Origin of the sequence: Sphingomonas colocasiae, from assembly GCF_019880585.1 — a bacterium.
Taxonomy (GTDB): Bacteria; Pseudomonadota; Alphaproteobacteria; order Sphingomonadales; family Sphingomonadaceae; genus Sphingobium_A; species Sphingobium_A colocasiae.
The window spans coordinates 1-22,718 of record NZ_JAINVV010000005.1 but is presented as its reverse complement, the minus strand read 5'-3'; the positions used below and the strand labels follow the sequence as shown (position 1 = coordinate 22,718).

Here is a 22,718-nt window from a genome sequence, read left to right as displayed (position 1 = left end):
AGATAAAGGCAGTGTCTCGAAGACACCGCCAACTGATTGTCTGCACATCGGAATTTCGCGAGACATGGCCATGCCCGAACGAGGCATGGCGCGGCGCGGTGCGATCGTGAAGGACGACGACGATTTCGAGCCGCGGCTCGGGCGGCAGCGTGGCCGCGATGGCGCCGCGCGCTATGCGAGCCGGGTGGTGGTCGCGGCGGGCCTCGTCGCCGCGAGCGTCGCGCCGCGCGTCCGCCGGTTTGACGGCAGCAGGATCGGGCGTGGCGCCGCTATCGGCCGGCTGCTCTCGAGCCGCGACCGACTTGCCGGCCTTCGCGGACGCCGCGCGGTGGTGAAGACGCGCCTTGTCCGGCTGGGTGCGCGCGGCGCCGGGGCGGCGAAAGCGCATCTGCGCTATATCCAGCGCGACGGCGTGACCCGCGAGGGCACGCCCGGCGAGCTCTATGGGGCCGATGCCGACCGGGCCGACGGCAAGGCCTTTCTCCAACGCTGTGGTGAGGACCGGCACCAGTTCCGCTTCATCGTCTCGCTCGAGGACGGAGATCAGTATCGCGACCTGAAGCCGTTCACCCGCCGGCTGATGGCGCAGATGGAACAGGATCTGGGCACACGGCTCGACTGGGTCGCGGTCGATCATTTCAACACCGGCCATCCCCACACGCATGTGGTGCTGCGCGGCGTCGACGATCGCGGCAGGAACCTGGTCATCGCGCGGGAGTATATCGCCCACGGCCTGCGCGAGCGCGCCGCCGAGCTGGCGACGCTCGACTTGGGGCCGCGCACCACCCGCGAGATCGAGGCGCGGCTGCGCCATGATGTCGAGCAGGAGCGACTGACCGCGATCGACCGCCGGCTGATCGCGCGCATCGACGAGGCGGGGTTGGTCGCGCCGCGCGCGAACGATCCATTCTTCCATGCGCTCGAGGCGGGGCGGTTGCGGGTTCTCGAGCGCATGGCGCTTGCCGAGGATCTGGGCGACGGGCGCTGGCGGCTGGCCGAAGGACTCGACGGGACCTTGCGCGCGATGGGCGAGCGCAACGACATCATCCGTCTCATGCAGCGCGAGATGACGCGCGCGCGGCTGGCGCGTGACCATCGCATCCATGCGCCGGAGACCGGGCCGCTCATTGGCCGGGTGATCATGCGCGGACTCGCCGACGAGCATCGCGATCGCCATTTCCTGCTCGTCGACGCGAGCGACGGCCATGGCCATTATGTCGATATCGGTGCGGCGGGCGCGGTCGAGCCGCTGCCCGACGGCGCGGTCGTCCGGATCGTCGCGACCGGCACGGGCGCCCGCGATGTCGACCGGACTGTCGCCATGGTCGCGACGGCGAATGGCGGGCGCTATTCGCAGGCGCTTCATCTGCGGCATGATCCGTCCGCGACCGAGGCGTTCGCGCAGGCGCATGTCCGGCGCCTCGAGGCGATGCGGCGCGGGGGCGCCGATGTCGTGCGCGACCCCGACGGAAGCTGGCGGATATCGCCCGATCATGTCGGCGAGGCGGAGCGGTTCGAGGCGGCGCGCCTGCGCGACCGTCCGGTTGCGGTCCAGCTGCTCTCGGCAATCCCGGTGGAACGGCTGGCGACGGGCGACGGCGCCACCTGGCTCGATACCGAATTGGGTTCCGGCGCGCCGGTCGCCGCGCGCGACGCGGGGTTCGGGCGCGTGCTTCGCCAGGCGCTCGACGCACGCCGGGCATGGCTTGTCGAACAGGGCCTGGCATCGTTCGGGGCGGACGGGTTCCGGCCGGGCGCGGCCATGGTCGAGACGCTGCGCCGGCGCGAGCTGCTGAGGGTCGCGGCGCGGCTCGAAACCGAACTCGGCAAGCCGTTCGTCGAGACAGTGGCGGGCGGCCATGTCGAGGGTAGGGTCGCGCGGCGCGTCGACATGGCGTCGGGGCGCTTCGCGCTCATCGAGAAATCCAGATCGTTCACGCTTGTGCCTTGGCAGCCCGTGCTCGAGGCGCGGATCGGCCGCGATGCGAGCGGGATCATGCGCGAGGCCGGGATCAACTGGCGGTTCGGACGCGGTCGTGGCGGACCGGAGATCGGTTGAGCCGCGGGGCACCCCCGAGGATCAGCGGCCGCGATAGGGCTCGCAGGCGATGCCGTCGTCATCGCCGTCCATCGCTTCGCGATAGCCGGGTTCGCCCGCATAGAGCGGCGCGACACCCGCCGCGCGCGCCGCGTCGCAGTTGCGATACCAGGCGCCGGGTTGCGGGTCGTTCCGCCGCATCAGCCCGAGCTCGCCGGCGGTGCGCCTGAGGGCACCGCCAAAGCCCTGGGGCAAGCCGTCGGAGAAGAAGACCGCGCCGAAGGTGATCGCGGACAAGGCGATGATGCCGGGCATGAACCATGATCCCGACCCGGCCGGCCGGCGAGACCGTCGGCTTCCAAAAACCGGTAGCGCCCGCTTCTCCCGGGCATGGCGCATCCGCATGGCGTTTTGTCGGGAGCGGTTCCGATGCATCCGCCCCTGATAGCGCGACGCGTTTAACGCCCTGCTACCAGGGATGGATATTTCGCATCCGAAATGGAGGCGATCGCGGGAGGACCCGATCGCCCGACGGGTCAGGCGTCGCCGCTCAGATGCTTCTGCGCCGCCTTTCTCGCGGCGGACGGGCTCTTGCGCGCGGCGGGCTTGGCGGCTTCCGCCTTTGCGGGCCTCGGCGCAGCCTTGGCAGGCGCTTTCTCTCCGGGCTTGCGGCCCAGGCCGATCTTCTTGGCCATCGCGCGGCGCGCTTCCGAATAGGTTTCCGCGACCATCGGATAGTCGGGCTTGAGATTGTAGCGCTCGCGATATTGCTCGGGCGTCAGGCCATGGGTCGAGAGATGGCGGCGCAGCGTGCGATAGGGCTTGCCGTCGATCATCGAGATGATGTGATCCCGCGATCCCAAGGACTTCCTGACCGTGACCGCGGGCGTGAATTCCTCGGCGGTTTCCGCGGCGGGGGCCGACGGCGCCGCGACCGCGCCCAGTTCGGCGACGGCGGCGTGCATGGTCTTGAGAAACGAGGGGACGTCCTCCGCGCTCGCACGCGTATTGGGATTGGAGAGCCATGCCATGGTCAGATCGGCGGCCAGTTCGACGGGGTTGATGCCGTCGGCAATCGCCTGGATTTCATGATCGGTGTCGGACATTCTAGGCTCCTGGGGATCGGGTGTTCGCTCGGGCGTACTAGCGAAATCATATCACAATACCAGATCGCACGATCAACATTCATGCCGTGAATGGTCATCATGAATTCGCATGGCTCGTCTGGCTGCGGCTTCGATCGCCCTGCTTGGCGACAAGTTTATCCTGGTCGGTAGCGACTCACGCGATCTTTCAGGGCTCGCCGGCTGTTCGACGAGATCTACGACCTGATCGTCCCGACGTCCTCCGAAAGGCACCATCATTCACCCGATCGGCACTGCCGTCGGGGGCGTCATGCGCGGACTCTCCGCCAGCCCGGCCGTTCCGAGTCCGGTGCGCGGCCGGAGAGCGTCATGACCCCCACCAAACTGCTCATAGGCCAGATGGTCGTGGTCCTCGCGATCATCCTCGCCGGGATCTGGTTCGCGACCCAATGGACCGCGCACATGCTCGGATACCAGTCCGCGCTCGGCATGCCCTGGTTTCTGCTCGGACCATTGCCGGTCTACCGGCCGTGGTCGCTCTTCGTCTGGTGGCATCATTTCGACGCCTATGCGCCCGCGATCTTCGATCGCGCGGGCGCCATGGCCGCGACGAGCGGGATCATGGGCTGCGCCGCCGCGATCGCGGGGTCGCTCTGGCGGGCTCGCCAGGCGCGGCAGGTCACGACCTATGGCTCGGCGCGCTGGGCGCATCGCCGCGAGATCGCGCGCGCCGGCCTGCTGGTCGAGCGGGGCGTGTTCCTCGGGCGGCTCGGCGACGAGTATCTTCGTCATGACGGGCCCGAGCATGTCATGGCCTTCGCGCCGACACGTTCGGGCAAGGGCGTGGGGCTGGTGGTGCCGACATTGCTGGGATGGTCGGGCTCCGCGGTGATCCACGACATCAAGGGCGAGAACTGGCAGCTGACCGCGGGCTGGCGCTGGCGGTTCTCGCATTGCCTGCTCTTCAATCCCACCGATCCGCGCTCGGCGCGCTACAATCCGCTGCTGGAGGTCCGGCGCGGCGCGCACGAGGTGCGGGACGTCCAGAACATCGCCGACATCCTCGTCGATCCCGAAGGCGCGCTCGAGCGGCGCAATCATTGGGAGAAGACCAGCCATTCGCTGCTGGTCGGCGCGATCCTCCATATCCTCCATGCGGAGGAGGAGAAGACGCTGGCGCGTGTCGCGACCTTCCTGTCCGATCCGCAGCGGCCATTCACCGCGACGCTGCGCACGATGATGACCACCAATCATCTCGGCACGCCCGAGGCGCCGCGCGTCCATCCGGTCATCGCCTCGGCGGCGCGCGAGGTGCTGAACAAGTCGGACAATGAGCGCTCGGGCGTGTTGTCGACCGCCATGTCCTTCCTGGGGCTCTACCGGGATCCGATGGTCGCGGCCGTGACGGCCGCGTCCGACTGGCGCATCGCCGACCTGATCGAGGGACCGTCCCCGGTATCGCTCTATCTGGTCGTGCCGCCCTCGGACATCAGCCGCACCAAGCCCTTGGTCCGTCTGATCCTCAACCAGATCGGCCGCCGGCTCACCGAGACCCTCCATGGCGGAGAGGCGCGGGACGGCGCGGGCGGGTCGCGCCACAGGCTCCTGATGATGCTCGACGAGTTCCCAGCGCTCGGGCGGCTCGACTTCTTCGAGACCAGCCTCGCCTTCCTCGCCGGTTATGGCGTGCGGGCCTTCCTCATCGCGCAGAGCCTCAACCAGATCGAGCGGGCCTATGGCGAGCATAATTCGATCCTCGACAACTGCCATGTCCGCGTGGCGTTCGCGACCAATGACGAGCGCACCGCAAAGCGCATCTCCGACGCATTGGGCACCGCGACCGAGCAGCGCTCGATGCGCAATTATGCCGGGCATCGCCTCGCGCCGTGGCTCGCGCATGTCATGGTCAGCCGCCAGGAGACCGCGCGCGCGCTGCTGACCCCCGGCGAGATCATGCAGCTGCCAGCGAGCGAAGAGCTTGTCCTCGTCTCGGGCGTGGCGCCCATCCGGGCGCAAAAGCTGCGCTATTTCGAGGACGCGGCTTTCGCTCGCCGCGTACTCCCGCCACCAGTCCTCGAAACCGGCGGCTATAGCGATCGTCCCTCGCCCCGGGAAGACGACTGGACCGGACGCATCTGTGCGGTGGACACGCGGCTGACCCCCGCCACCGACGACGCGGAGGCCGGGGCAGGCGGTCTCGAACAGGCGCGCCATCCGGCGATCGAGATCTCGCCTGGCGGGGATCCGGCGCCGGACATCGCCGATCCGCTCGGCCTGGGCGAGGATGACGGCGACGCCGCCGCCGAGCGTCACGCCATCGAGCAGTCCCGCCGGATGGGTGCCGCGCGGTCGGTCTATGCGGTCGACATGGCCGGCGATCGTCCCGACGATCTGCGGCTGGATTTCTGACGATGGCGGGCAAGGTTCGCCACCAGCTCTTCCTGCCCAGGGCGACCAGCGACCGGCTGGAGGCGCTCGCGTCGCGGCCGGGCGTCAGCAAGTCGGCGCTGCTCGCCGAGGCGGTCTCGGCCTGGCTCGACCGCCGCGGCCGCTCCGAGCTCGACGACCGCTTCGGCCTGAGGCTCGACCGCATGATCGAACTGCTTGATCGCCTCGCGCGCGACAGCCACATCCAGCTCGAGACCCTGGCGCTCTTCATCCGTTACGAGCTCGCGATCAATCCGCCGCTCGCGCCCGACGATCATGCCGGTCGCGCCGTCGCCGCCAAACGCTTCGAGGCCTTTCTCCTCCAGGTCGCGCGGCAGGTCTCCGCCGGCCAGCGAAGCCTCGAGCCGGGAGAAGCGGGATGACCGGCGCGCTTGCGAGCGACCGGCGGCGGATGATGCTGCGCACCGCGTTCGGCGCCGATATCGCGGCGGCGCTCGCCGATCCGCTGGTCGTCGAGGTGATGGTGAATCCCGACGGCGTGCTGCGGGTCGACCGGCTCGGCAAGGGACGTCTCGAAACCGGCATCCGCATCGATGCGGCGCAGGTCGAGCGGATCATCCGCCTGGTCGCGAGCCATGCCCGCGCCGAGGTCCATGGCGACGCGCCGATCGTCTCGGCCGAACTGCCGCCCCATGCCGAGGGCCGGGCGGGCGAACGGTTCGAGGGCTTGCTGCCGCCGGTCGCGCCCGGCCCCTGTTTCGCGATCCGCAAACCCGCCACCAGGGTCCACGGGCTCGCCGACTATGTCGCCGACGGCATCATGGCGGCCGGCGCGGCGGCGCGATTGCGCGCCGCCGTGCGCGAACGCGCCAATATCCTGGTCGCCGGCGGAACCAGCTCGGGCAAGACCACATTGGCCAATGCACTCCTCGCCGAGATGGCGTCGGACGACGAGCGCGTGATCCTGATCGAGGACACCCGCGAACTCCAGAGCCCGGCGGCCGACACTGTCGCGCTGCGCACCCGTCCCGGCATCGTCGGGATGAGCGAGCTTGTCCGCTCGACGCTCCGGCTGCGCCCCGATCGCATCATCGTGGGCGAGGTGCGCGGCCCCGAAGCCCTCGACATGCTCAAGGCCTGGAATACGGGGCATCCCGGCGGCATCGCGACCGTCCATGCGAACTCGGCGCGTTCGGCGCTCTACCGGATCGAGCAGCTGGTCCAGGAGGCGGTGGTCACGGTGCCGAGGCGCCTCATCGCCGAGGCGATCGACATCATCGTCTTCATATCCGGCCGCGGCCTCCAGCGCCGGGTCTCCGCCATCGCGCGTGTGGCCGGGATCGACCCGGACACCGACGATTACTCCCTCGTCGACCTTCTCAACCCCGCAGATATCCAAGGAGCCTGATCCATGCCGACCTTCATCACCCGTCACAGCCTGTTTCGCGCGCCGTTGATGGCGGCCTGCGCGCTCGCGATCGTCACCACCGCGCACGCCGCCGGCTCGGGCATGCCCTGGGAGGAGCCGCTGCAGCAGGTCCTCGAATCGGTGCAGGGGCCCGTCGCCAAGATCGTCGCGGTCATCATCATCATCGTGACCGGGCTGACGCTGGCCTTTGGCGAGACCGCCGGCGGGTTCAGGCGGCTGATCCAGATCGTGTTCGGCCTGTCGATCGCGTTCGCCGCCTCCAGTTTCTTCCTGAGCTTCTTCAGCTTCGGCGGCGGGGCGCTCGTCGCATGAGCTGGAGCGGCCCGCACATCGAAGGCTTCGAGGTGCCGATCCATGCGAGCCTCGGGACGCCGATCCTCCTTGGCGGCGTCCCGCGCGGGATCGCGATCCTGAACGGCACGCTGGCGGCTTCGGTCGGCCTCGGGCTCCAGCAATGGCTCGCCGGGCTGCTGATCTGGGCGGCCGGCCACAGCCTGTGCGTCGTCGCGGCGCGGCGGGATCCGGAGTTCGCGACGGTCCTGCTCCGCCATCTCCGGCAGAGGAGCCATCTGGCATGCTGAGCCTGAGCGAATATCGCGGCCGCGCCGACCGGCTCGCCGATCACCTGCCATGGGCGGCGCTGGTCGCGCCGGGCGTCGTCCTCAACAAGGATGGCGGCTTCCAGCGGACGCTCCTCTTCAGGGGTCCTGATCTCGAATCCGCGACCGAAGCCGAACTGGTGTCGGTCGCCGCGCGGGCCAACAATGTGCTCAGGCGCTTCGGCACCGGCTGGGCGCTGTTCATCGAGGCTTGCCGGCACGAGGCTGCGGTCTATCCGAACGACGGTTTCCCCGACGCGGCCAGCTGGCTGGTCGATGAGGAGCGTCGCGCGGCCTTCATGGCGAAGGGCGGGCATTATGAGAGCCGCTATTACCTGACGCTCGTCTGGCTGCCGCCCGCCGACAGCCAGGATGCGGCCGGCCGTTCGCTTGTCGAGCGTGACGGGGACGGGCAGGGGCGGGACTGGCGCGGCGCCCTTGCGTCCTTCGTCTCGGAAACCGATCGCGCGCTCGATCTGCTCGGCGGCTTCATGCCCGAGGTGCGCGCGCTCTCGAGCACCGAGACGCTGACCTATCTCCACGACATGATCTCGGACCGGCGGCATGACGTCATCCTGCCCGAAACGCCGATGTATCTTGATGGTCTTCTCGCGGACACGCCATTCACCGGCGGGCTGGAGCCGCGCCTCGGTGCGCTTCATGTCCGCACGCTCACGGTGCCGGGTTTTCCGAACATGAGCCGGCCGGGGCTGCTAGACGCCCTCAATCACCAGGATTTCGGCTATCGCTGGGTCGTGCGCTTCATCGCGCTCGACAAGACCGACGCGACCAGGGCGCTCACCAGCCTGCGTCGCCAATGGTTCAACAAGCGCCGTTCGATCACCGCGATGCTGCGCGAGGTGCTCTACAACCAGCCTACCCAGCTCCTCGACAGCGATGCCGACAACAAGGTCGCCGATGCCGATCAGGCGCTCCAGGCGCTGGGCGGCGACCATGTCGCGTTCGGCTATCTGACCATGACCGTCACCGTCGCCGATATCGATCATGCCCGCGTCGAGGAGAAGGTCCGCGCGGTCGAGCGGATCGTAAACGGGCTCGGGTTCACGGCGATTCGTGAGCGGGTGAACGCCGTCGAGGCCTGGCTCTCGTCGCTTGCCGGTCAGGTCTACGCCAATGTCCGCCAGCCGCTCGTCCACACGCTCAACCTTGCCCATCTCATGCCGCTTTCGAGCGTCTGGGCGGGGCCGGAGCGCAACGCACATCTCGACGCCTCGCCGCTCCTCCATGCCGATACGTCGGGTTCGACGCCGTTCCGCCTGTCGACGCATGTCGGCGATGTCGGTCATATGCTGGTCGTGGGCCCCACGGGCGCCGGCAAGTCGGTGCTTCTCGCGCTGATCGCCCTGCAGTTCAGGCGCTATCGGGACGCCCGGCTGTTCATCTTCGACAAGGGCTTCTCGGCGCGGGCGGCGGTGCTGGCGATGGGTGGCGCGCATCATGCGCTGGGGCTTGGCGCCGACAATGGGGAAACGCTGGCCTTCCAGCCCCTGCGGCGGATCGACGACGACGCTGAGCGGGCCTGGGCCGCGGAATGGATCGGCGCGCTGCTCGCGCATGAAAGGATCCTGGTGACGCCCGACATCAAGGACCAGCTCTGGTCGGCGCTGGGAAGCCTCGCCTCCGCGCCGCCCGATGAGCGGACCATCACCGGACTGGTGATGCTGCTCCAGTCCAACGCGCTGCGCTCCGCGCTCGGTCCCTACACGATCGAAGGCCCCTATGGCCGGCTGCTCGATGCCGCCGAACCGTCGCCGGCCTTCGCCGATGTCCAGTGTTTCGAGACCGAGGGGCTGATGGGACAGGCGGGCGTGGTCGCGCCGGTGCTCACCTATCTGTTCCATCGGCTCGAGGAGCGGTTCGACGGGCGCCCGACGCTCCTCATCCTCGACGAGGCCTGGATCTTCCTCGACCATCCGTTGTTCGCGGCCCGGATCCGCGAATGGCTGAAGACATTGAGGAAGCGCAATGTCGCGGTGCTGTTCGCGACCCAGAGCCTCGCCGATATCTCGTCGTCGCCGATCGCGCCGGCGATCATCGAGAGCTGCCCCCAGCGCATCCTCCTGCCCAATGACCGCGCGATCGAGCCGCAGGGGAAGGACGCCTATGTCCGGTTCGGGCTGAACGAGCGGCAGATCGAACTGATCAGCCGGGCGACACCCAAGAAACATTATTATCTCCAGTCCGCGCGGGGCAATCGCCTGTTCGAGCTCGGCCTGGGGCCGGTCGCGCTAGCGCTGTGCGGGGCCTCGGATCCGGCAAGCCAGGCGCTGATCGACGCGTTGCTCGCCGAGCACGGCGCCGAGCGGTTCGCGGAGCATTTTCTCCGCGCATCGGGCCTGGATTGGGCCGCGGATCTCATGACCGATCGTCGCGGCTGAGCCGGCGCGACGCGCGACCGGATGCGGGATTCCGACCGCCCGTCGTTGTGGTCGTGGGAGTTCCGGCTCCCGAGCGGCAACGTCGAAGGAGCTTCAGCGTGGAGCGGACCCGTTCGGATGAACCGAAGCCGGTCGCCAGCGAGGCGGATCGATTGTCGGTCTTCCTGGCGAGCAGCGCCATGCTGCACGGGGTGATCCGGAGGCGGCTCGGGACTTTAGGTGAATGGACCCCGGACGTTCTCCAGGACCTTTATCTCAAATGGGCCATGGTCACCAACCGGTTCGACGATCGCGGTGACGCCAGGGCCTTCCTCATCCGCATGGCGATCAATCTCGCGGTCGATCGCCGCAAGGTTGCGACGCGCCGCCTGGAGATTCTCCAGATTCAGGAGGGGCGCGTCGATGATGGACCGGAACCCGCATTCATCGCGGCGCAGGACGTGCTTGCGATCGAACGAGCGCTCAAGGCGCGTTCCAGCCGCACCCATGAGGTGCTCATGCTCACGCGCGCCCATGGCATGCTCAATCGCGACGCTGCCGACGAACTGGGTTTGAGCTTGCGCTCGATCGAGCATCATCTCACGCTCGCCCGCACAATATGCAAGCTCGTGTTGAGCGCTGATGCGCCACCGGACACGGCTCGGCCCGGGAAATAGGAAAGCTGTCGCGCCCCCGCCACGACCGTCGCCGTCGCCGCCGCTATTGCCATCTGGCCAGCCGTCAAAGGCGGCGCGTGGACGTCTCCCGGACGTCTCCCCCCTCGGGTGCCTGTGTGCCCCGTAAATGCACCCGACGGCACTCGGGATGGACTGCCGCCTTTCGTCAGAATGGCGATCCTGTGCCGGCTTCCAACCAGCAGGGAATCCTCCAGATGCTTCCTCGACCCATGCCGCGCCGGCCGCGCAGCGTCCTGATCGCCGCCTTTCTCGGAACGGGTGTCATCGCCTCGCTTGCAATGATTGTCCTTCCGCCGCCCACGCCCGCTCAGGCCCAGCTGGCCGTCTTCGATCCGACCAACTATGCGCAGAATATCCTGACCGCGGCGCGCACGCTCCAGCAGGTCAATCAGCAGATCCAGCAGCTTCAGAACGAGGCTTCGATGCTGATAAACATGGGCAAGCATCTCGCGAAGATCGATTTTCCGCAGCTCGATGCGCTTCGCCGCACCTTGGGCGAGATCGACAAGCTGATGGGGCAGGCGCGCGGGATCGACTTCCGCGTCGATCAGCTCGACGACAGGCTTGGCAGCCTCTTCCCGCGTGCCTTCGAGCAGGCTCTGAACAGTGACCAGCGTGTCCAGGCCGCGCGGGCGCGGCTCGATGCGAGTACGGAAGCCTTCCGGAAGACCATGACCGTGCAGAGCCAGGTGGTCGAGAATGTCCATGAGGACGCATCCGCGCTCGCCGAGATCATCGCGAAGAGCCAAGGGGCCGAGGGCTCCCTTCAGGCGCAACAGGCGACCAACCAGCTCCTGGCATTGACCGCCAAGCAGCAGTTCCAGCTCCAGCAGATGATGGCCGCGCAGTTCCGCAGCGAGGCCGTCGAGCAGCAGCGCCGGCTGACCCAGTCCGAAGAGGCGCGCGCCGCGACCAAGCGCTTCCTCGGCAATCGCAAGGCCTACACGCCAGAGCGCTGACGAGACCGGTCGCGGCTCTCGCCCCCTATGCCGCGGCCGTAGCCCGCGGGGTTTCGGCGCACTCCCCTCCGAGACCCCGCGGCACCATTTCATCGAGAGCGGACGCCAGCATGAACGATCTCAACGTCATCGACCGCTTCTGCCAGGCGTTCATCGCCTATATCGATGCGGGCTTCGGGCTTCTGGGCCCAGATGTCGGCTTCCTGACGAGTATCCTGATCGGCATCGACATCACGCTGGCCGGCCTGTTCTGGGCGCTGGGCGGCGAGGACAATGTCATCGGCCGCTTTCTGCGCAAGATCCTTTATGTCGGGGTATTCGCGCTCATCCTCAACAGTTTCTCGACGCTTTCCGAAATCATCTTCCGTTCCTTCGCGCAGGCTGGCCTGACCGCGGGCGGCGGTGCGCTCTCGGCCGACGACCTGCTGAAGCCCGGACGGCTCGCGGGTACCGGGTTCGAGGCGGCGTGGCCCTTGCTCGACCAGGCGAGCGAAATGGTCGGGTTCACGACCTTCTTCGACAATTTCCTGACCATCGTCGTGCTGCTGTTCGCCTGGGCGATCATCATCATCGCCTTCTTCGTTCTCGCCGTGCAGATGTTCGTCTGCATCATCGAGTTCAAGCTGGTGAGCCTCGCCGGTTTCATTCTCGTGCCCTTTGCCTTGTGGAACCGCACCAGCTTCCTCGCCGAGCGCGTGCTCGGCCATGTCGTGAGTTCGGGCATCAAGGTCATGGTGCTCGGCGTCATCGTCGGCATCGGTTCGGGCTTCTTCGCCGACTTCACGGCCGCATTGAACGGGCAGGAGCCCGATATCGGCCAGGCTATGAGCCTTGTGCTCGCCAGCCTCGCCTTGTTCGGCCTCGGCATCTTCGCGCCATCGGTCGCGAGCGGCCTCGCGGCGGGCGCCCCGCAGCTGGGCGCGGGCGCCGCGCTCGGCACGACACTCGGCGCCGCAGGTTTCACGATGGTGGCGGGCGGAGCCGCCGCCGGCGGCGCCCGCATGCTGGCCGGCGGTGCGATGGGCGCGGTGCGCGCCGGAACAGCCATGGGGTCGGCCGCATCGACCGCTTACGCGCTCGGCAAGGAAACCGGCGGCTCGCCTACGGTCGGCGCGGGTCTCGGCGGGGTCGCCCGTGCGGCGGGCAATGCCGCAAGATCCCGTGTTTCAGGCGCTCTCGGTGTCAGTGAGGCGGCCGAGAGCGGCCGCAAGGCCGCGTGGAATGCGCTGAACGACAAGGCGCCGGCATCGCCTTCCGCGACCGGCGAATCCGCTCCCGCCTGGGCACAGGCGCTCCATGCCCAGCAGACCTCGCGGCATCGCCGGCAACTCGCCGTCCATGCCGTCAGCCAGGGTGACCGCGGCGGCGCAGCCGCGACACCCGACATCAAGGAAAGGGACTGATCCATGAAGTTCAGACGCGCCGTGCAGCGCTATGGTCGCACGCCCGAGCCGGAGACGCCCTTCCAGCGGGCGGGCCAACTCTGGGATGAGCGCATCGGATCCGCGCGGGTCCAGGCGCGCAACTGGCGATTGATGGCGTTCGGTTCGCTGTTGCTGAGCGGCGGTCTGTCGGGGGCGATCACCTGGCAATCGCTGCAGAGCCGCATCGTGCCTTATGTGGTGGAGGTCGATATGCTTGGCGAGGCGCGGGCGGTCGGTCCGGCCGATATCGCCTATCGCCCCACCGATCCGCAGATCGCATGGGCGCTTTCGCGATTCATCGGCAATGTTCGCGGGGTTTCGCTCGATCCGGTCCTCACCCGCAAGTGTTGGCTCGAGGCCTATGATTTCGCGACGCGACGCGGCGCGCAGTTCCTGAGCGCCCATGCCCGGGGTTCGGGCGCGCTCGCGCGCATCGGCGAGCGCACCGTCTCGGTCCAGGTGACCAGCGTGGTGCGTGCGTCGGACAAGAGCTTTCAGGTCAAATGGAGCGAGACCGCTTACGAGAGAGGAAGCCAGACCGGCACCAGCCGCTGGACCGCGATCCTGACGCTCGTCGAGACGCCGCCCAGCGACGCGGACACGCTGCGAAGGAACCCGCTCGGCATCTATGTCGATGCGATCGACTGGAGTCGCGAGCTCGAGGTGCCCGCGCCGGTGTCGTCCCAGGCTGCACGACCTGCCCCCCAGCCATCCGGTCCGCAGCTCGATACCGGCCTCGGAAACCCGGCTTCACCGCAGGAGACAAACCAATGATCCCGCATATCCTCGCCCTGTCGCTGCTTGCTGGCGGCGGTTCCCCGGGACCGGCCGCCGGCGTCATCGCCGCCGAGCGCCGGGCAACGGTCGAGCCGGCGTCCTCCAATTTCATCAACGCGCGTCAGGTCTATGCCTGGACCGAAGGCGCGATCTACCAGGCCTATGTCGCGCCGGGACTCATCACCGAGATCGCGCTCCAGCCCGGCGAGAGCCTGATTGCGGTTGCGGCCGGTGACACGGTGCGCTGGGTCATCGGGGACACAAGCAGCGGCGCCGGTGAAAGCAAGCGCACGCACATCCTGGTGAAGCCGTACAGCGTCGGCCTTGAGACCAATCTGGTCATCACGACTGATCGGCGGGTCTATCATCTGCGGCTGACCAGCGTCGTGCGGCACGCTATGACGGCGCTCGCCTGGACCTACCCACAGGACGCGATGATCGCGGTCAAGCGTGCCGCGACCGATCTCGAGCCGGTGCGGCCGCTCGAGCCGCCACTGGCGATCGATGCACTGGGATTCGGCTATGTCATAACCGGTGATCGGCCGGCCTGGCGGCCGTTGCGCGCGTTCGACGATGGGCGGCAGACCTATATCGAGTTTCCGGCGTCGATCGCTGTTGGCGAGGCTCCACCCTTGTTCCTGCTCGGCGCGAACGGCGAGGCGGAACTCATAAACTATCGGATGCGTGGTCGCTTCTACGTGGTGGACCGGCTGTTCGACGCTGCCGAACTCCGGCTGGGAGCCAGTCGGCAGCAGGTGGTGCGAATCACGCGCTCGGGCGAACGGAGCCGGCGCCATGGCCGATGAAAGCGCGACGCCGACAGTTGTTCCGCAGAAGGTCGATCCGGAGACATTGGCGATAAGGGCGCGACCGCCGCGCGCGATCCGGTTCCGGCGCGGCGCGATCATCGGGGCCGCGGCGATCGGCTCGGGCGGCCTGATGGCGGTGGCCTGGCTGGCTCTGCAGCCGCGGGTATTTCGGCAGGTCGCGCAGGAAAGCGAGTTGTCGCAGCCCAACAGCCGCGCGGCCGGCGATGCGCTCAACGATCTGCCGTCAAGCTATGGCGATGTGCCCAAGCTCGGCCCACCGCTACCCGGCGACCTTGGGCGACCGATCCTGCGTGCGCAGGAACGAGAGCAGGTCGCGGTGGCAGGAGCGGGGCCCGATGCGGCCGAATCGGCAAGAACCGAGCGCGAGCGTCGTGCGTCGGAACTCAGGGCCGCGCGTGAGTCGGGGCTCCTGATCCAGGCGTCAGGTCGCGCCGGATCGGCATCGCCGCAATCCGTCGCGGACGTGAATATGGGCATGCCGCAAGCTCCCTCCGCGTCTGCCGGAGACCGCAAAGCCGCGTTCGTCTCCACACCGGACAGCAAGGGTGACCTCAATCCCCACCGGACGACCTCGCCGCCATCACCTCATATGCTGATGGCGGGAAGCGTGATCACCGCCAGCCTGATCACCGGCCTGAACTCCGATCTGCCCGGGCTCGTCACCGCGCAGGTCTCGGAGAATGCCTATGACAGCGCAACTGGCAGGATTTTGCTGGTGCCGCAGGGCGCGCGCCTCATTGGCCGCTATGACCATGTCGTGGCGTTCGGGCAGAGTCGCGCGCTGGTCATCTGGGACCGGCTGATCATGCCGGATGGCCGTTCGGTGCGACTCGACAATATGTCGGCGACCGACGCGGCCGGTTATGCCGGGATCGCGGACAAGGTCGATTTCCATAGCTGGCGCCTGTTGAAGGGGATCGCCTTGGCGACCCTGCTCGGCGTGGGAACCGAATTGTCGCTGACCGGAGAGAGCGATCTGGTCGAGGCGCTCCGCGAATCGGCGCAGAGCAACACCGCGCGCGCTGGCGACCGGCTGGCGCAACGCAATCTCGATATCCAGCCGACGATCACGATTCGGCCCGGCACGCCTGTCCGGCTTTTGGTCAACAGGGACCTGGTGCTCGAGCCGTGGCGGGAGCGCGGCTTGTGAGCGGGTTACGCCTGCCCAAGCTGCCGGATCGCACGCCGGTCAAGCTGACGATCCTGCTTCTGCCCGGACTGCATCAGCGCCTGGCCGACTATGCCGCAAAATATGCCAAGGCATATGGGGTTGAGGAGCCGGTTACTGAACTGGTGCCGGCAATGCTCGCCAGTTTCCTGGACAACGACCGCCATTTCATGCGCAGGCGGGCTGACTGATGCGCAGGTCCAGAGCGGCACGGCAGTCCGGACCGGGCGATCAGAAAAAGCCGCCCGAACCGTTCAGTGTCCGCGTTCCGCAGGCTCTGGCGATGACCGGGTTCAGCCGGTCCCGTCTCTACGAGCTGATCAAGTCGGGTGAGATCGAGATCGCCAAGGACGGCAATTGCACCTTCATCCTTGTCGACAGCCTGAAGGCGGCGATCTCGCGCCGCGTTCGGCGAGCGTAAACACTCTCCAGTCGACAGGCTTCAATCCGAACTGGCGAAGCAGCAATCTGCGCCGCTGTGATCGGATCGGTATCGGCAAGCCGTCAGGCTCCGCACCTCAGTATCGAGAGGAAAGAGGGCAGGCCTTCGCGCAGCCACGCTCGGTCGATTTCCACCAGCGGATTAATCGAAAAAATAGTCCAAGCCCGTCCGGGCGAATCCGAACCCATATACTGGACAAGAACTGGACAAGTTGCCTTCTGCAACTCAAAATCAACGCTAAGTCGTTGATTTTGTTGGTGACCCCTACGGGAATCGAACCCGTGTTTCAGCCGTGAAAGGGCCGCGTCCTAACCGCTAGACGAAGGGGCCGCGAAGGCAGGCGAGCACCTAGGCGAGGAATCCGCCCCGGTCAAGCATGTGGGCAAACTGATTTTCATATCCGACTTCGAAGATGCCGGCGCATCCGAGATCGGTTCGCTCAAGCGCCGCGCGGGCTGGCGTCAGGCCCAGGCCGCGTCGTCGATATGGAGCTCCGCCGCGGGGCGGCTGCCCCAGTCGTCGATCTTCGCGCGGCCGGCGATCCACAGCTTGCGATCGCGCGGGGCGGCGAGAATCGTCTGGCCGAGTTCGGTTTCGGCGGCGCGGAAGGCGACGGCCTTGAAGCTGCGGCCATCGTCTCCGCCCACGATCGCGCGCACATGGTTGGTGCCGACGATATCCGCCTTGATGATCCTGACCGGCCCCGCCGCCACGCGCGGCGCCGGCCAGCCCATGCCATAGGGGCCGCCGGCTTCCAGCGCCTCCACCAGCGCGGGCGTCATGCCGCCCGGCGCGATCACCGCGTCGAGCAGCAATGCCCGTTCGCCCTGCGCGCGCACGACGTCCGCCGAGAGGCGCTCGTCGAGGAAATCGGCGAGGGCGTCGATTCGCTCGGCCGCAATCGTCAGGCCCGCCGCCATTGCATGGCCGCCGCCCGCGACGAGCAGCCCACTTTCCTTGGCCGCCATCACCGCCGCGCCCAGATCGACGCCGGAGATCGAGCGGCCCGATCCCTTGCCGACGCCATCCTCGTCGATCGCGATCACGATCGCCGGCCGGCCCAGCTTTTCCTTCAATCGCCCCGCGACGATGCCGATCACGCCGGGGTGCCAGCCACGGCCGGCGACAAGCGCGACCGCGCGATTGCCCTGGCCGATCGAAGCGGTTTCAGCCGCCTCCTGCACGAGCGCCTCGATCGCGCGGCGTTCCTCGTTCAGCCGGTCGAGCTCTTCGGCGATGCCGCGCGCTTCGTCCGGATCCTCGGTGACGAGCAGCCGCACGCCGAGATCGGATTTGCCGACGCGGCCGCCCGCATTGATTCGCGGGCCGAGCGCGAAGCCGAGATCGGTGCAGGTGGGCGCGCGATTGAGCCGCGATGCGCCGATCAGCGCGTTGAGCCCGATATTGCGCCGCGCCGCCATCACTTTCAGCCCCTGCGCCACGAAGGCGCGGTTGAGCCCGCGCAGCGCGGCGACATCGGCGACGGTGCCCAGCGCGACGATATCGAGCAGGTCGATCAGCCGGGGTTCGGGGCGGGCGGCGAAGAAACCGCGCTGGCGCAGCAGACGCAGCAGGGCGGCGCCGAGCAGGAAGGCGACGCCGACGGCGGCGAGATGGCCGTGCGCAGCACCTTCATCCTCGTCGAGCCGGTTGGGATTGACCAGCGCATAGGCGGCAGGCAGCGCGCTCGCGCATTTGTGATGATCGACGACGACGACGTCGACGCGCGCCGCCCTGGCCATGTCGAGCGCTTCGAACGCCTGCGCGCCGCAATCGACGGTGACGATCAGCGTCGATCCCGCTTCGGCCAGGCGGACCAGCGCCTCGCCCGAGGGGCCGTAGCCCTCCATCAGGCGATCGGGAATATAGGCCTGCGCATGGAGGCCCAGATCGCGCAACAGGCGGATCAGCAGCGCGGCGGAGGTGGCGCCATCGACGTCGTAATCGCCGAAGATCGTCACTTTCTCGTTCGCCAGCACGGCATCGGCCAGTCGCTCGGCGGCGCGGTCCATGTCGCGGAAGATCGACGGATCGGGCATGAAGCCGCGAATGCTGGGCGCGCGGTGCGCCTCGATCGCGTCGCGCGGGCAGCCGCGCGTCAGCAGCAATTGGGTGACCAGATCGTCGGGCTCGAAATTCACGTCGCGCGCGCCGGTGTCGAGGCCGCGCCAGCGCCAGGGCTGGCCGAGAATCGATCGTGTGATGTTGAGTGCTGCGGTCATGCTCCCGGCTTAGACGGTTCGCGGGAGCCATGGAATCCTGATAGGACCGGAATCATGGGGAAGGCATGGTTCAACCCGGCTGAACTGCTGGGAATCGCGATGGTGCTGCTGGCTCTGGGCTGGCTGGCTGGCGTCGCCGGCCAGGCTTATGCCCCGCCGGGCGATCGCACCGCGATGATCGCCCAGGGCGAGCGATTGTCGAGCCTGCTTGGCTGCAAGGGGTGTCATGGCCAGGATCTTGCCGGGCGGCTGAATTTCGACGAGGCCGGGTTCGGCACATTATATGCGTCGAATCTGAGCCGTATACTCCCAAGCTATAGCGATGCCGCGCTCGACAGGACGTTGCGGACCGGCCTCCGGCCCGACGGCTCGGCGCTGTGGGAAATGCCGTCGGCCATGTTCGCCTCGCTCGATCCGGAGGAGATGCGCGCGTTGACCGCCTATCTTCGTTCGGTGCCGCCAACCGGGCGAACCCATCCCCGCGCCGTGATGCTGGCCGGCTGGCGCTATGAGGCAAGAGCGGGGCTGTACCGGAGCGCGGCGGAAAGAGTGCGCGATGAAGCCGGCCTGGCACCGGTCGATCTTGGTCAGGATCATGCGCGGGGCCGCCATCTCGCCATGACGGCATGCAGCGAATGCCATGCGGCGCGCCTTGATGGCAACAAGGCGCCCTATCGGCCCGATCTGATCGTCGCGGCGAGCTACAGCCTGTCCGAGTTCCGCACGTTGATGCGGACGGGGAGGCCAACGGGGGGGCGAACGCTGAAACTCATGGCGGAGGTCGCGCGCGACCGCTTTTCGCGATTGACCGATGACGAGATCGCCGCGCTTCACGGTTATCTTTCGGCGCGGGCGCTCGTGCCTTAAAGTGGTTCCGAGGCAGGTGGCCTCACCTGCCGACGACCGGCAGGACGATCCGCGATGCCATGTCCGCCGTCGAGAAGACGCGCTGATCGGCTTTCCTGTAGGCTTCGGGCGGCGCCTTCGCGATATTGGGCACGAAGGTCTGCGGATTGCGGTCGAGCATCGGGAACCAGCTCGACTGGATCTGCACCATGATCCGGTGCCCCTTCAGGAACACATGGTCATGGTCGCGCAGCGGGAATTGCCACGCCATCGCCTTGCCCGGCGTCAGCGCGGCGGGCTTTTCGCGCGATGCCAGCCAGCGGCCGCGCCGCACCTCCATCGCGATCGGCAACTGATAGCCGTTGAGCGTGTCGGCATAGGCGCCGATCGCGGGCGCGCCATCGCCCCAGGGCGCCTTTTGCGCGGTGTTGGGATAGACGTCGATCAGCTTGACGACGAAATCGCTGTCGGTGCCGCTGGTCGACGCGAAGATCGTCGCGGCCACTTCGCCGCTTACCGTCAGATCCTCGGTCAACGGCGCGCTGACATAGGTGAGTATGTCGGGGCGCCCGTCGACGAAGCGCTGGTCGCGCGCTTCCCACCAGCACCAGTCTCCGCAGGGATAGGTGGGGGAGATCGGCCGCGCGCGGAAGGGAACGGGGCGGGCGGGATCGGAAACATAGTCGCGATGGCCGCTGTCGGCGGCGGCTGCGCCGGGCGCGCTGAACGACAGGGTGCCATCGGCATGGAGATAGAGATTGGTCGGCTTCGCTTCCCTGGGCGGCCATTGCGCATAGCTTTTCCAGACATTGGATCCGCTCTGGAACATGCGCGCTTCCCAGGCCGGCTTCTGGCCCTTGCCGTGCAGCCAGTAACGGAAGAAGGGCGCCTGGATCTCGGCCTGGAACTGGGTGCCGCTTTCGGTGCCGATCGGAACGACGGGGCCGATCATGTCGCCCTTGCCCGTCCAGCTTCCATGGTTCCACGGGCCGGCGACCATCAGGTTCAGCCCGTCGGGATCATTCTGTTCCGCCTTGCGATAGATCTGCCAGCTTCCCCAGGGATCTTCCTGATCCCAGAAGCCGGCGACATTGAGCGTCGGGACGGTCGTCCTGCCCAGCCGGTCGATCCAGCGCTCGCGCTTCCAGTGCGCGTCATAATCGGGATGATCGATCAGCGCGCGAAAGGCGGGCACGCGGCCCTTCATGTATTCGGTCTCGATCGTCTCGGCATTCCCGCGCGCCAGGAACCAGTCGTAGAGATCCCAGGCGTCGTCATAGGGGAAGGGGGCGTTGTCCATCTTCTCCGCCTGCAGGCCCCACAGCCAGTCGGTGGCGTAGCTCAGCCGGATCGCGCCACCCCGGTGCAGATCGTCGTTCATCCACCAGTCCACCCAGGCCGCCTGGGGGCTCACCGCTTTCAGCGCGGGATGCGGTTTGATCAGCGCGACGGCGGCGGCGAGGCCGGGATAGGAAACCCCCAGCATGCCGACCTTGCCGGTGTTGCCCGGCAGCGACTTCACCAGCCAGTCGATCGTGTCATAGGCGTCGGTGGCTTCGGTGATCACCTTCGGATTCTCGGGATCGACCGCCATGGATGCGCTGAACGACCCTTCCGATTTGAAGCGTCCGCGCATGCTCTGCATCACGATGATATAGCCGTCGTCCATCATCGCGCGCAGATAGCCCGGCGCCTGTCGCGGGGCGGCGCCGGGCACGCCATAGGGCGTGCGCACCAGCAGGATCGGCAGGCGCTCCGTCCGCCCCCTGGGGCGCAGCACCACCGTTTGCAGCTTCGTGCCGTCGCGCATCGGCACCATCAGTTCCTGATAGGTGAAGGGCGATTGCGTGGCGGTCTGCGCGGTGGCGGCCGGGATGGGGAAAGGGGCGCCGACGGAGCAGAGGAGCGCCGCCGCGATGGCGGCGGCGGAAAGCAGGATGCGAGGCATGACATTCCCCGGTTGCGGAGTCGATGGCGGAGCATCGGCCAAGCGCCCAACCCTGTCCAGCGCTTGACGCCGGAGGCAGGGCTGTATTATTTGAATAATACAGCTAGGGAGAGAGGATCATGCGCGGACGATCGCGTTTCACCAGGCTGGCCGTCTCGCTGACGGCCATGGCCGCGATGCACGCGCCGCTGGCGGCGGCGGATCCGGAGCCAGCTGCGCTGGTCGCGGCGCATAGCCGGCCATTCACCTTCACGAACGACACGCTTGCCGGCCCCGGCGCCGCGTTTCTGGAAGCCGCGACCGCCGACAGCCAGTTCGTGCTGTTCGGCGAGGATCATTATCTCCACGACACGCCGGTCTTCGCCGCGGCGCTGTTCCGCATGCTGCGCGACCGCCATGGTTTCCGCCATCTGGTCGTCGAGCAGGACAGGATCGCGATGGAGGACGCGCTGGCGCCGCCCAATCGTGGCGATGCGCGCCGGCTGGGCGCGCTCGCCGCGCGCTATCCCAATCTGTTCGAATTCGCGTCCGATCAGGATCTCGAGCTGCTGGCGCTGGTCGGGCGGCTGGAAAAGGGGCCGGAAGCGATCTGCGGGATCGAACAGGCGCTGGGGCCGGTCCGCTATTTCGACGAACTGGCGGCCGCCGCGCCCAATCAGGCGGTGCGCGCCGAGATCGCCGCCCTGCGCGCTCACGCGCTGACGCGCGATCCCGACGCCCGCTACAGCGTCAATTTCCTGTCGGAAGCGGGGGTCGAGCAGCGGCTTGAACGCTTGCGCGCCGATTTCGGCGCGAAGCCGGGGTCACGGCATGACGAGATGCTGCTCGGCCTCATGCGTTCGGCGGAGATCTTCGGCTATTATCGCCGGGCCGAGGCGGGTGAGCCCGTGGCGCTGTTCAACAACACCGTGCGCGAAGCCTGGTTCAAGCGGCTGTTCATGGATTGCTATCGTCGCGCCGCGAAGCGCGGGGCGCTGCCCAAGGCGCTGTTCAAGTTCGGCGCCAATCATATGTATCGCGGCAAGAACCCGACCCAGGCCTTCCCGATCGGCAATTTCGCGCATGAATTCGCGATCGCCAACGGCAAGGACGCCTATGGCCTGTTCGTGCTGCCGCTGACGGGCGCGGGCTATGCCGATGTTCCGGACTGGCTGAAGGTGATGCTGCCCGCGACGCCGCCGGACCAGCCGGTGATCGTCGACCTGCGTGCGCTGCGCCCGATGCAACGGCTGGTGCGCGTGCCGCTCAAGGAAAGCGACCACACGCCGTTCCGCGAAGCCATCAACGGCTTCGACGCGATCGTGATCCTGCCGGGCGAAAAACCGGCGACGATGATGCTGAGCGGATTGAAGGGGCTGCGCTAGGTCGTAGACTCATAAACGCGAAGCCAAAGCCGCATTGATGCGAGTTGAACCATGGCGAGGAAGTTCGCGGCCAGCTTGTCGTAGCGGGTGGCGACGCGACGGAAGTGTTTCAGCTTGGAGAAG

The 22,718-nt window shown here is 67.5% G+C and carries 21 protein-coding genes, 1 tRNA gene and 1 pseudogene; 17 read left to right on the top strand and 6 right to left on the bottom strand.

The window, feature by feature from the left end; translation table 11 throughout:
• Positions 1-70 precede the first annotated feature (70 nt).
• A complete protein-coding gene (gene rlxS, locus K7G82_RS12930; RefSeq protein ID WP_222990320.1) occupies positions 71-2,059 on the top strand; it encodes a relaxase/mobilization nuclease RlxS in 1,989 nt (662 codons plus the stop codon).
• A gap of 21 nt (positions 2,060-2,080) precedes the next feature.
• Here rlxS and K7G82_RS12925 read toward each other — a convergent pair whose 3' ends face one another.
• Both K7G82_RS12925 and K7G82_RS12920 read right to left on the bottom strand, forming a co-directional pair.
• Positions 2,081-2,353, bottom strand: coding sequence for an excalibur calcium-binding domain-containing protein (locus K7G82_RS12925; protein WP_222990319.1), 273 nt, complete (start codon positions 2,351-2,353; stop codon positions 2,081-2,083).
• 221 nt (positions 2,354-2,574) lie between these two features.
• The gene (locus K7G82_RS12920) at positions 2,575-3,144 is read right to left on the bottom strand and encodes a Ros/MucR family transcriptional regulator (protein WP_222990318.1); all 570 of its coding nucleotides are present in this window, start codon (positions 3,142-3,144) and stop codon (positions 2,575-2,577) included.
• A gap of 348 nt (positions 3,145-3,492) precedes the next feature.
• On the opposite strand from K7G82_RS12920, the gene K7G82_RS12915 reads away from it, so the two are divergent.
• The 14 genes from K7G82_RS12915 to K7G82_RS12850 all read left to right on the top strand — a co-directional run bounded on the left by K7G82_RS12915 (position 3,493) and on the right by K7G82_RS12850 (position 16,194).
• The gene (locus K7G82_RS12915) at positions 3,493-5,532 is read left to right on the top strand and encodes a conjugal transfer protein TraG (RefSeq protein ID WP_222990317.1); all 2,040 of its coding nucleotides are present in this window, start codon (positions 3,493-3,495) and stop codon (positions 5,530-5,532) included.
• Positions 5,533-5,534: 2 nt separating this feature from the next.
• Positions 5,535-5,933: a CopG family transcriptional regulator gene (locus K7G82_RS12910; RefSeq protein WP_222990316.1), complete on the top strand. Its 399-nt coding sequence runs from the start codon at positions 5,535-5,537 to the stop codon at positions 5,931-5,933.
• On the top strand, positions 5,930-6,919 hold the full coding sequence (gene trbB / locus K7G82_RS12905) for a P-type conjugative transfer ATPase TrbB (protein WP_222990315.1): 990 nt from the start codon (positions 5,930-5,932) through the stop codon (positions 6,917-6,919). Before K7G82_RS12910 ends, trbB begins: the two co-directional genes overlap by 4 nt.
• A gap of 3 nt (positions 6,920-6,922) precedes the next feature.
• Positions 6,923-7,252, top strand: coding sequence for a TrbC/VirB2 family type IV secretion system protein (locus tag K7G82_RS12900; RefSeq protein ID WP_222990314.1), 330 nt, complete (start codon positions 6,923-6,925; stop codon positions 7,250-7,252).
• Positions 7,249-7,521 (top strand): VirB3 family type IV secretion system protein, encoded by a 273-nt coding sequence (locus K7G82_RS12895; protein WP_222990313.1) that lies wholly within the window; start codon positions 7,249-7,251, stop codon positions 7,519-7,521. The genes K7G82_RS12900 and K7G82_RS12895 overlap by 4 nt, the downstream gene beginning before the upstream one ends.
• The gene (gene trbE / locus K7G82_RS12890) at positions 7,515-9,938 is read left to right on the top strand and encodes a conjugal transfer protein TrbE (protein WP_222990312.1); all 2,424 of its coding nucleotides are present in this window, start codon (positions 7,515-7,517) and stop codon (positions 9,936-9,938) included. The genes K7G82_RS12895 and trbE overlap by 7 nt, the downstream gene beginning before the upstream one ends.
• A 98-nt stretch (positions 9,939-10,036) precedes the next feature.
• On the top strand, positions 10,037-10,594 hold the full coding sequence (locus K7G82_RS12885; protein WP_222990311.1) for an RNA polymerase sigma factor: 558 nt from the start codon (positions 10,037-10,039) through the stop codon (positions 10,592-10,594).
• A gap of 215 nt (positions 10,595-10,809) precedes the next feature.
• Positions 10,810-11,574 (top strand): P-type conjugative transfer protein TrbJ, encoded by a 765-nt coding sequence (trbJ, locus tag K7G82_RS12880; RefSeq protein ID WP_246623524.1) that lies wholly within the window; start codon positions 10,810-10,812, stop codon positions 11,572-11,574.
• Between the two features lie 110 nt (positions 11,575-11,684).
• Positions 11,685-12,977: a P-type conjugative transfer protein TrbL gene (gene trbL, locus K7G82_RS12875; protein WP_222990310.1), complete on the top strand. Its 1,293-nt coding sequence runs from the start codon at positions 11,685-11,687 to the stop codon at positions 12,975-12,977.
• A 3-nt stretch (positions 12,978-12,980) separates the two neighbouring features.
• Positions 12,981-13,772: a conjugal transfer protein TrbF gene (gene trbF / locus K7G82_RS12870; protein WP_222990309.1), complete on the top strand. Its 792-nt coding sequence runs from the start codon at positions 12,981-12,983 to the stop codon at positions 13,770-13,772.
• Complete coding sequence (trbG, locus tag K7G82_RS12865) at positions 13,769-14,581, top strand: P-type conjugative transfer protein TrbG (RefSeq protein WP_222990308.1); 813 nt, start codon at positions 13,769-13,771, stop codon at positions 14,579-14,581. Before trbF ends, trbG begins: the two co-directional genes overlap by 4 nt.
• Positions 14,571-15,755, top strand: coding sequence for a TraB/TrbI/VirB10 family type IV secretion system protein (locus K7G82_RS12860; RefSeq protein ID WP_222990307.1), 1,185 nt, complete (start codon positions 14,571-14,573; stop codon positions 15,753-15,755). The genes trbG and K7G82_RS12860 overlap by 11 nt, the downstream gene beginning before the upstream one ends.
• Positions 15,752-15,964, top strand: a complete 213-nt coding sequence (locus K7G82_RS12855; protein ID WP_222990306.1) for a DUF2274 domain-containing protein — start codon at positions 15,752-15,754, stop codon at positions 15,962-15,964. The genes K7G82_RS12860 and K7G82_RS12855 overlap by 4 nt, the downstream gene beginning before the upstream one ends.
• Positions 15,964-16,194, top strand: coding sequence for a helix-turn-helix domain-containing protein (locus K7G82_RS12850; protein WP_222990305.1), 231 nt, complete (start codon positions 15,964-15,966; stop codon positions 16,192-16,194). The genes K7G82_RS12855 and K7G82_RS12850 overlap by 1 nt, the downstream gene beginning before the upstream one ends.
• 276 nt (positions 16,195-16,470) lie before the next feature.
• Here K7G82_RS12850 and K7G82_RS12845 read toward each other — a convergent pair.
• Both K7G82_RS12845 and recJ read right to left on the bottom strand, forming a co-directional pair.
• Positions 16,471-16,545, bottom strand: a tRNA-Glu gene (locus tag K7G82_RS12845).
• Between the two features lie 131 nt (positions 16,546-16,676).
• A complete protein-coding gene (gene recJ / locus K7G82_RS12840; RefSeq protein ID WP_222990304.1) occupies positions 16,677-18,437 on the bottom strand; it encodes a single-stranded-DNA-specific exonuclease RecJ in 1,761 nt (586 codons plus the stop codon).
• A 54-nt stretch (positions 18,438-18,491) separates the two neighbouring features.
• Between recJ and K7G82_RS12835 the strand changes: the two genes are divergently transcribed.
• Positions 18,492-19,304 (top strand): c-type cytochrome, encoded by an 813-nt coding sequence (locus K7G82_RS12835; protein WP_222990303.1) that lies wholly within the window; start codon positions 18,492-18,494, stop codon positions 19,302-19,304.
• A gap of 22 nt (positions 19,305-19,326) precedes the next feature.
• On the opposite strand, the gene K7G82_RS12830 is transcribed toward K7G82_RS12835, so the two are convergent.
• Positions 19,327-21,231, bottom strand: a complete 1,905-nt coding sequence (locus K7G82_RS12830) for a CocE/NonD family hydrolase (RefSeq protein WP_246623523.1) — start codon at positions 21,229-21,231, stop codon at positions 19,327-19,329.
• A 119-nt stretch (positions 21,232-21,350) separates the two neighbouring features.
• Here K7G82_RS12830 and K7G82_RS12825 point away from each other — a divergent pair, with 119 nt between their 5' ends.
• Positions 21,351-22,595: a hypothetical protein gene (locus tag K7G82_RS12825; RefSeq protein ID WP_222990302.1), complete on the top strand. Its 1,245-nt coding sequence runs from the start codon at positions 21,351-21,353 to the stop codon at positions 22,593-22,595.
• Here the strand turns inward: K7G82_RS12825 and K7G82_RS12820 are convergent.
• Positions 22,592-22,718: pseudogene (locus tag K7G82_RS12820) on the bottom strand (IS5/IS1182 family transposase); the annotation flags it as partial. The gene K7G82_RS12825 and the pseudogene K7G82_RS12820 sit on opposite strands and share 4 nt — an antisense overlap.

Excerpts from the sequence above, each read along its gene's own strand:
- rlxS (WP_222990320.1), top strand. The coding sequence starts at position 71 with ATGCCCGAACGAGGCATGGCGCGGCGCGGTGCGATCGTGAAGGACGAC.
- K7G82_RS12900 (WP_222990314.1), top strand. The coding sequence starts at position 6,923 with ATGCCGACCTTCATCACCCGTCACAGCCTGTTTCGCGCGCCGTTGATG.
- K7G82_RS12915 (WP_222990317.1), top strand. The coding sequence starts at position 3,493 with ATGACCCCCACCAAACTGCTCATAGGCCAGATGGTCGTGGTCCTCGCG.
- K7G82_RS12825 (WP_222990302.1), top strand. The coding sequence starts at position 21,351 with ATGCGCGGACGATCGCGTTTCACCAGGCTGGCCGTCTCGCTGACGGCC.
- K7G82_RS12925 (WP_222990319.1), bottom strand. The coding sequence starts at position 2,353 with ATGCCCGGCATCATCGCCTTGTCCGCGATCACCTTCGGCGCGGTCTTC.
- K7G82_RS12895 (WP_222990313.1), top strand. The coding sequence starts at position 7,249 with ATGAGCTGGAGCGGCCCGCACATCGAAGGCTTCGAGGTGCCGATCCAT.
- trbG (WP_222990308.1), top strand. The coding sequence starts at position 13,769 with ATGATCCCGCATATCCTCGCCCTGTCGCTGCTTGCTGGCGGCGGTTCC.
- trbL (WP_222990310.1), top strand. The coding sequence starts at position 11,685 with ATGAACGATCTCAACGTCATCGACCGCTTCTGCCAGGCGTTCATCGCC.
- trbE (WP_222990312.1), top strand. The coding sequence starts at position 7,515 with ATGCTGAGCCTGAGCGAATATCGCGGCCGCGCCGACCGGCTCGCCGAT.
- K7G82_RS12860 (WP_222990307.1), top strand. The coding sequence starts at position 14,571 with ATGGCCGATGAAAGCGCGACGCCGACAGTTGTTCCGCAGAAGGTCGAT.
- K7G82_RS12850 (WP_222990305.1), top strand. The coding sequence starts at position 15,964 with ATGCGCAGGTCCAGAGCGGCACGGCAGTCCGGACCGGGCGATCAGAAA.
- trbJ (WP_246623524.1), top strand. The coding sequence starts at position 10,810 with ATGCTTCCTCGACCCATGCCGCGCCGGCCGCGCAGCGTCCTGATCGCC.
- K7G82_RS12830 (WP_246623523.1), bottom strand. The coding sequence starts at position 21,231 with ATGCCTCGCATCCTGCTTTCCGCCGCCGCCATCGCGGCGGCGCTCCTC.
- recJ (WP_222990304.1), bottom strand. The coding sequence starts at position 18,437 with ATGACCGCAGCACTCAACATCACACGATCGATTCTCGGCCAGCCCTGG.
- K7G82_RS12910 (WP_222990316.1), top strand. The coding sequence starts at position 5,535 with ATGGCGGGCAAGGTTCGCCACCAGCTCTTCCTGCCCAGGGCGACCAGC.
- trbB (WP_222990315.1), top strand. The coding sequence starts at position 5,930 with ATGACCGGCGCGCTTGCGAGCGACCGGCGGCGGATGATGCTGCGCACC.
- K7G82_RS12920 (WP_222990318.1), bottom strand. The coding sequence starts at position 3,144 with ATGTCCGACACCGATCATGAAATCCAGGCGATTGCCGACGGCATCAAC.
- K7G82_RS12835 (WP_222990303.1), top strand. The coding sequence starts at position 18,492 with ATGGGGAAGGCATGGTTCAACCCGGCTGAACTGCTGGGAATCGCGATG.
- trbF (WP_222990309.1), top strand. The coding sequence starts at position 12,981 with ATGAAGTTCAGACGCGCCGTGCAGCGCTATGGTCGCACGCCCGAGCCG.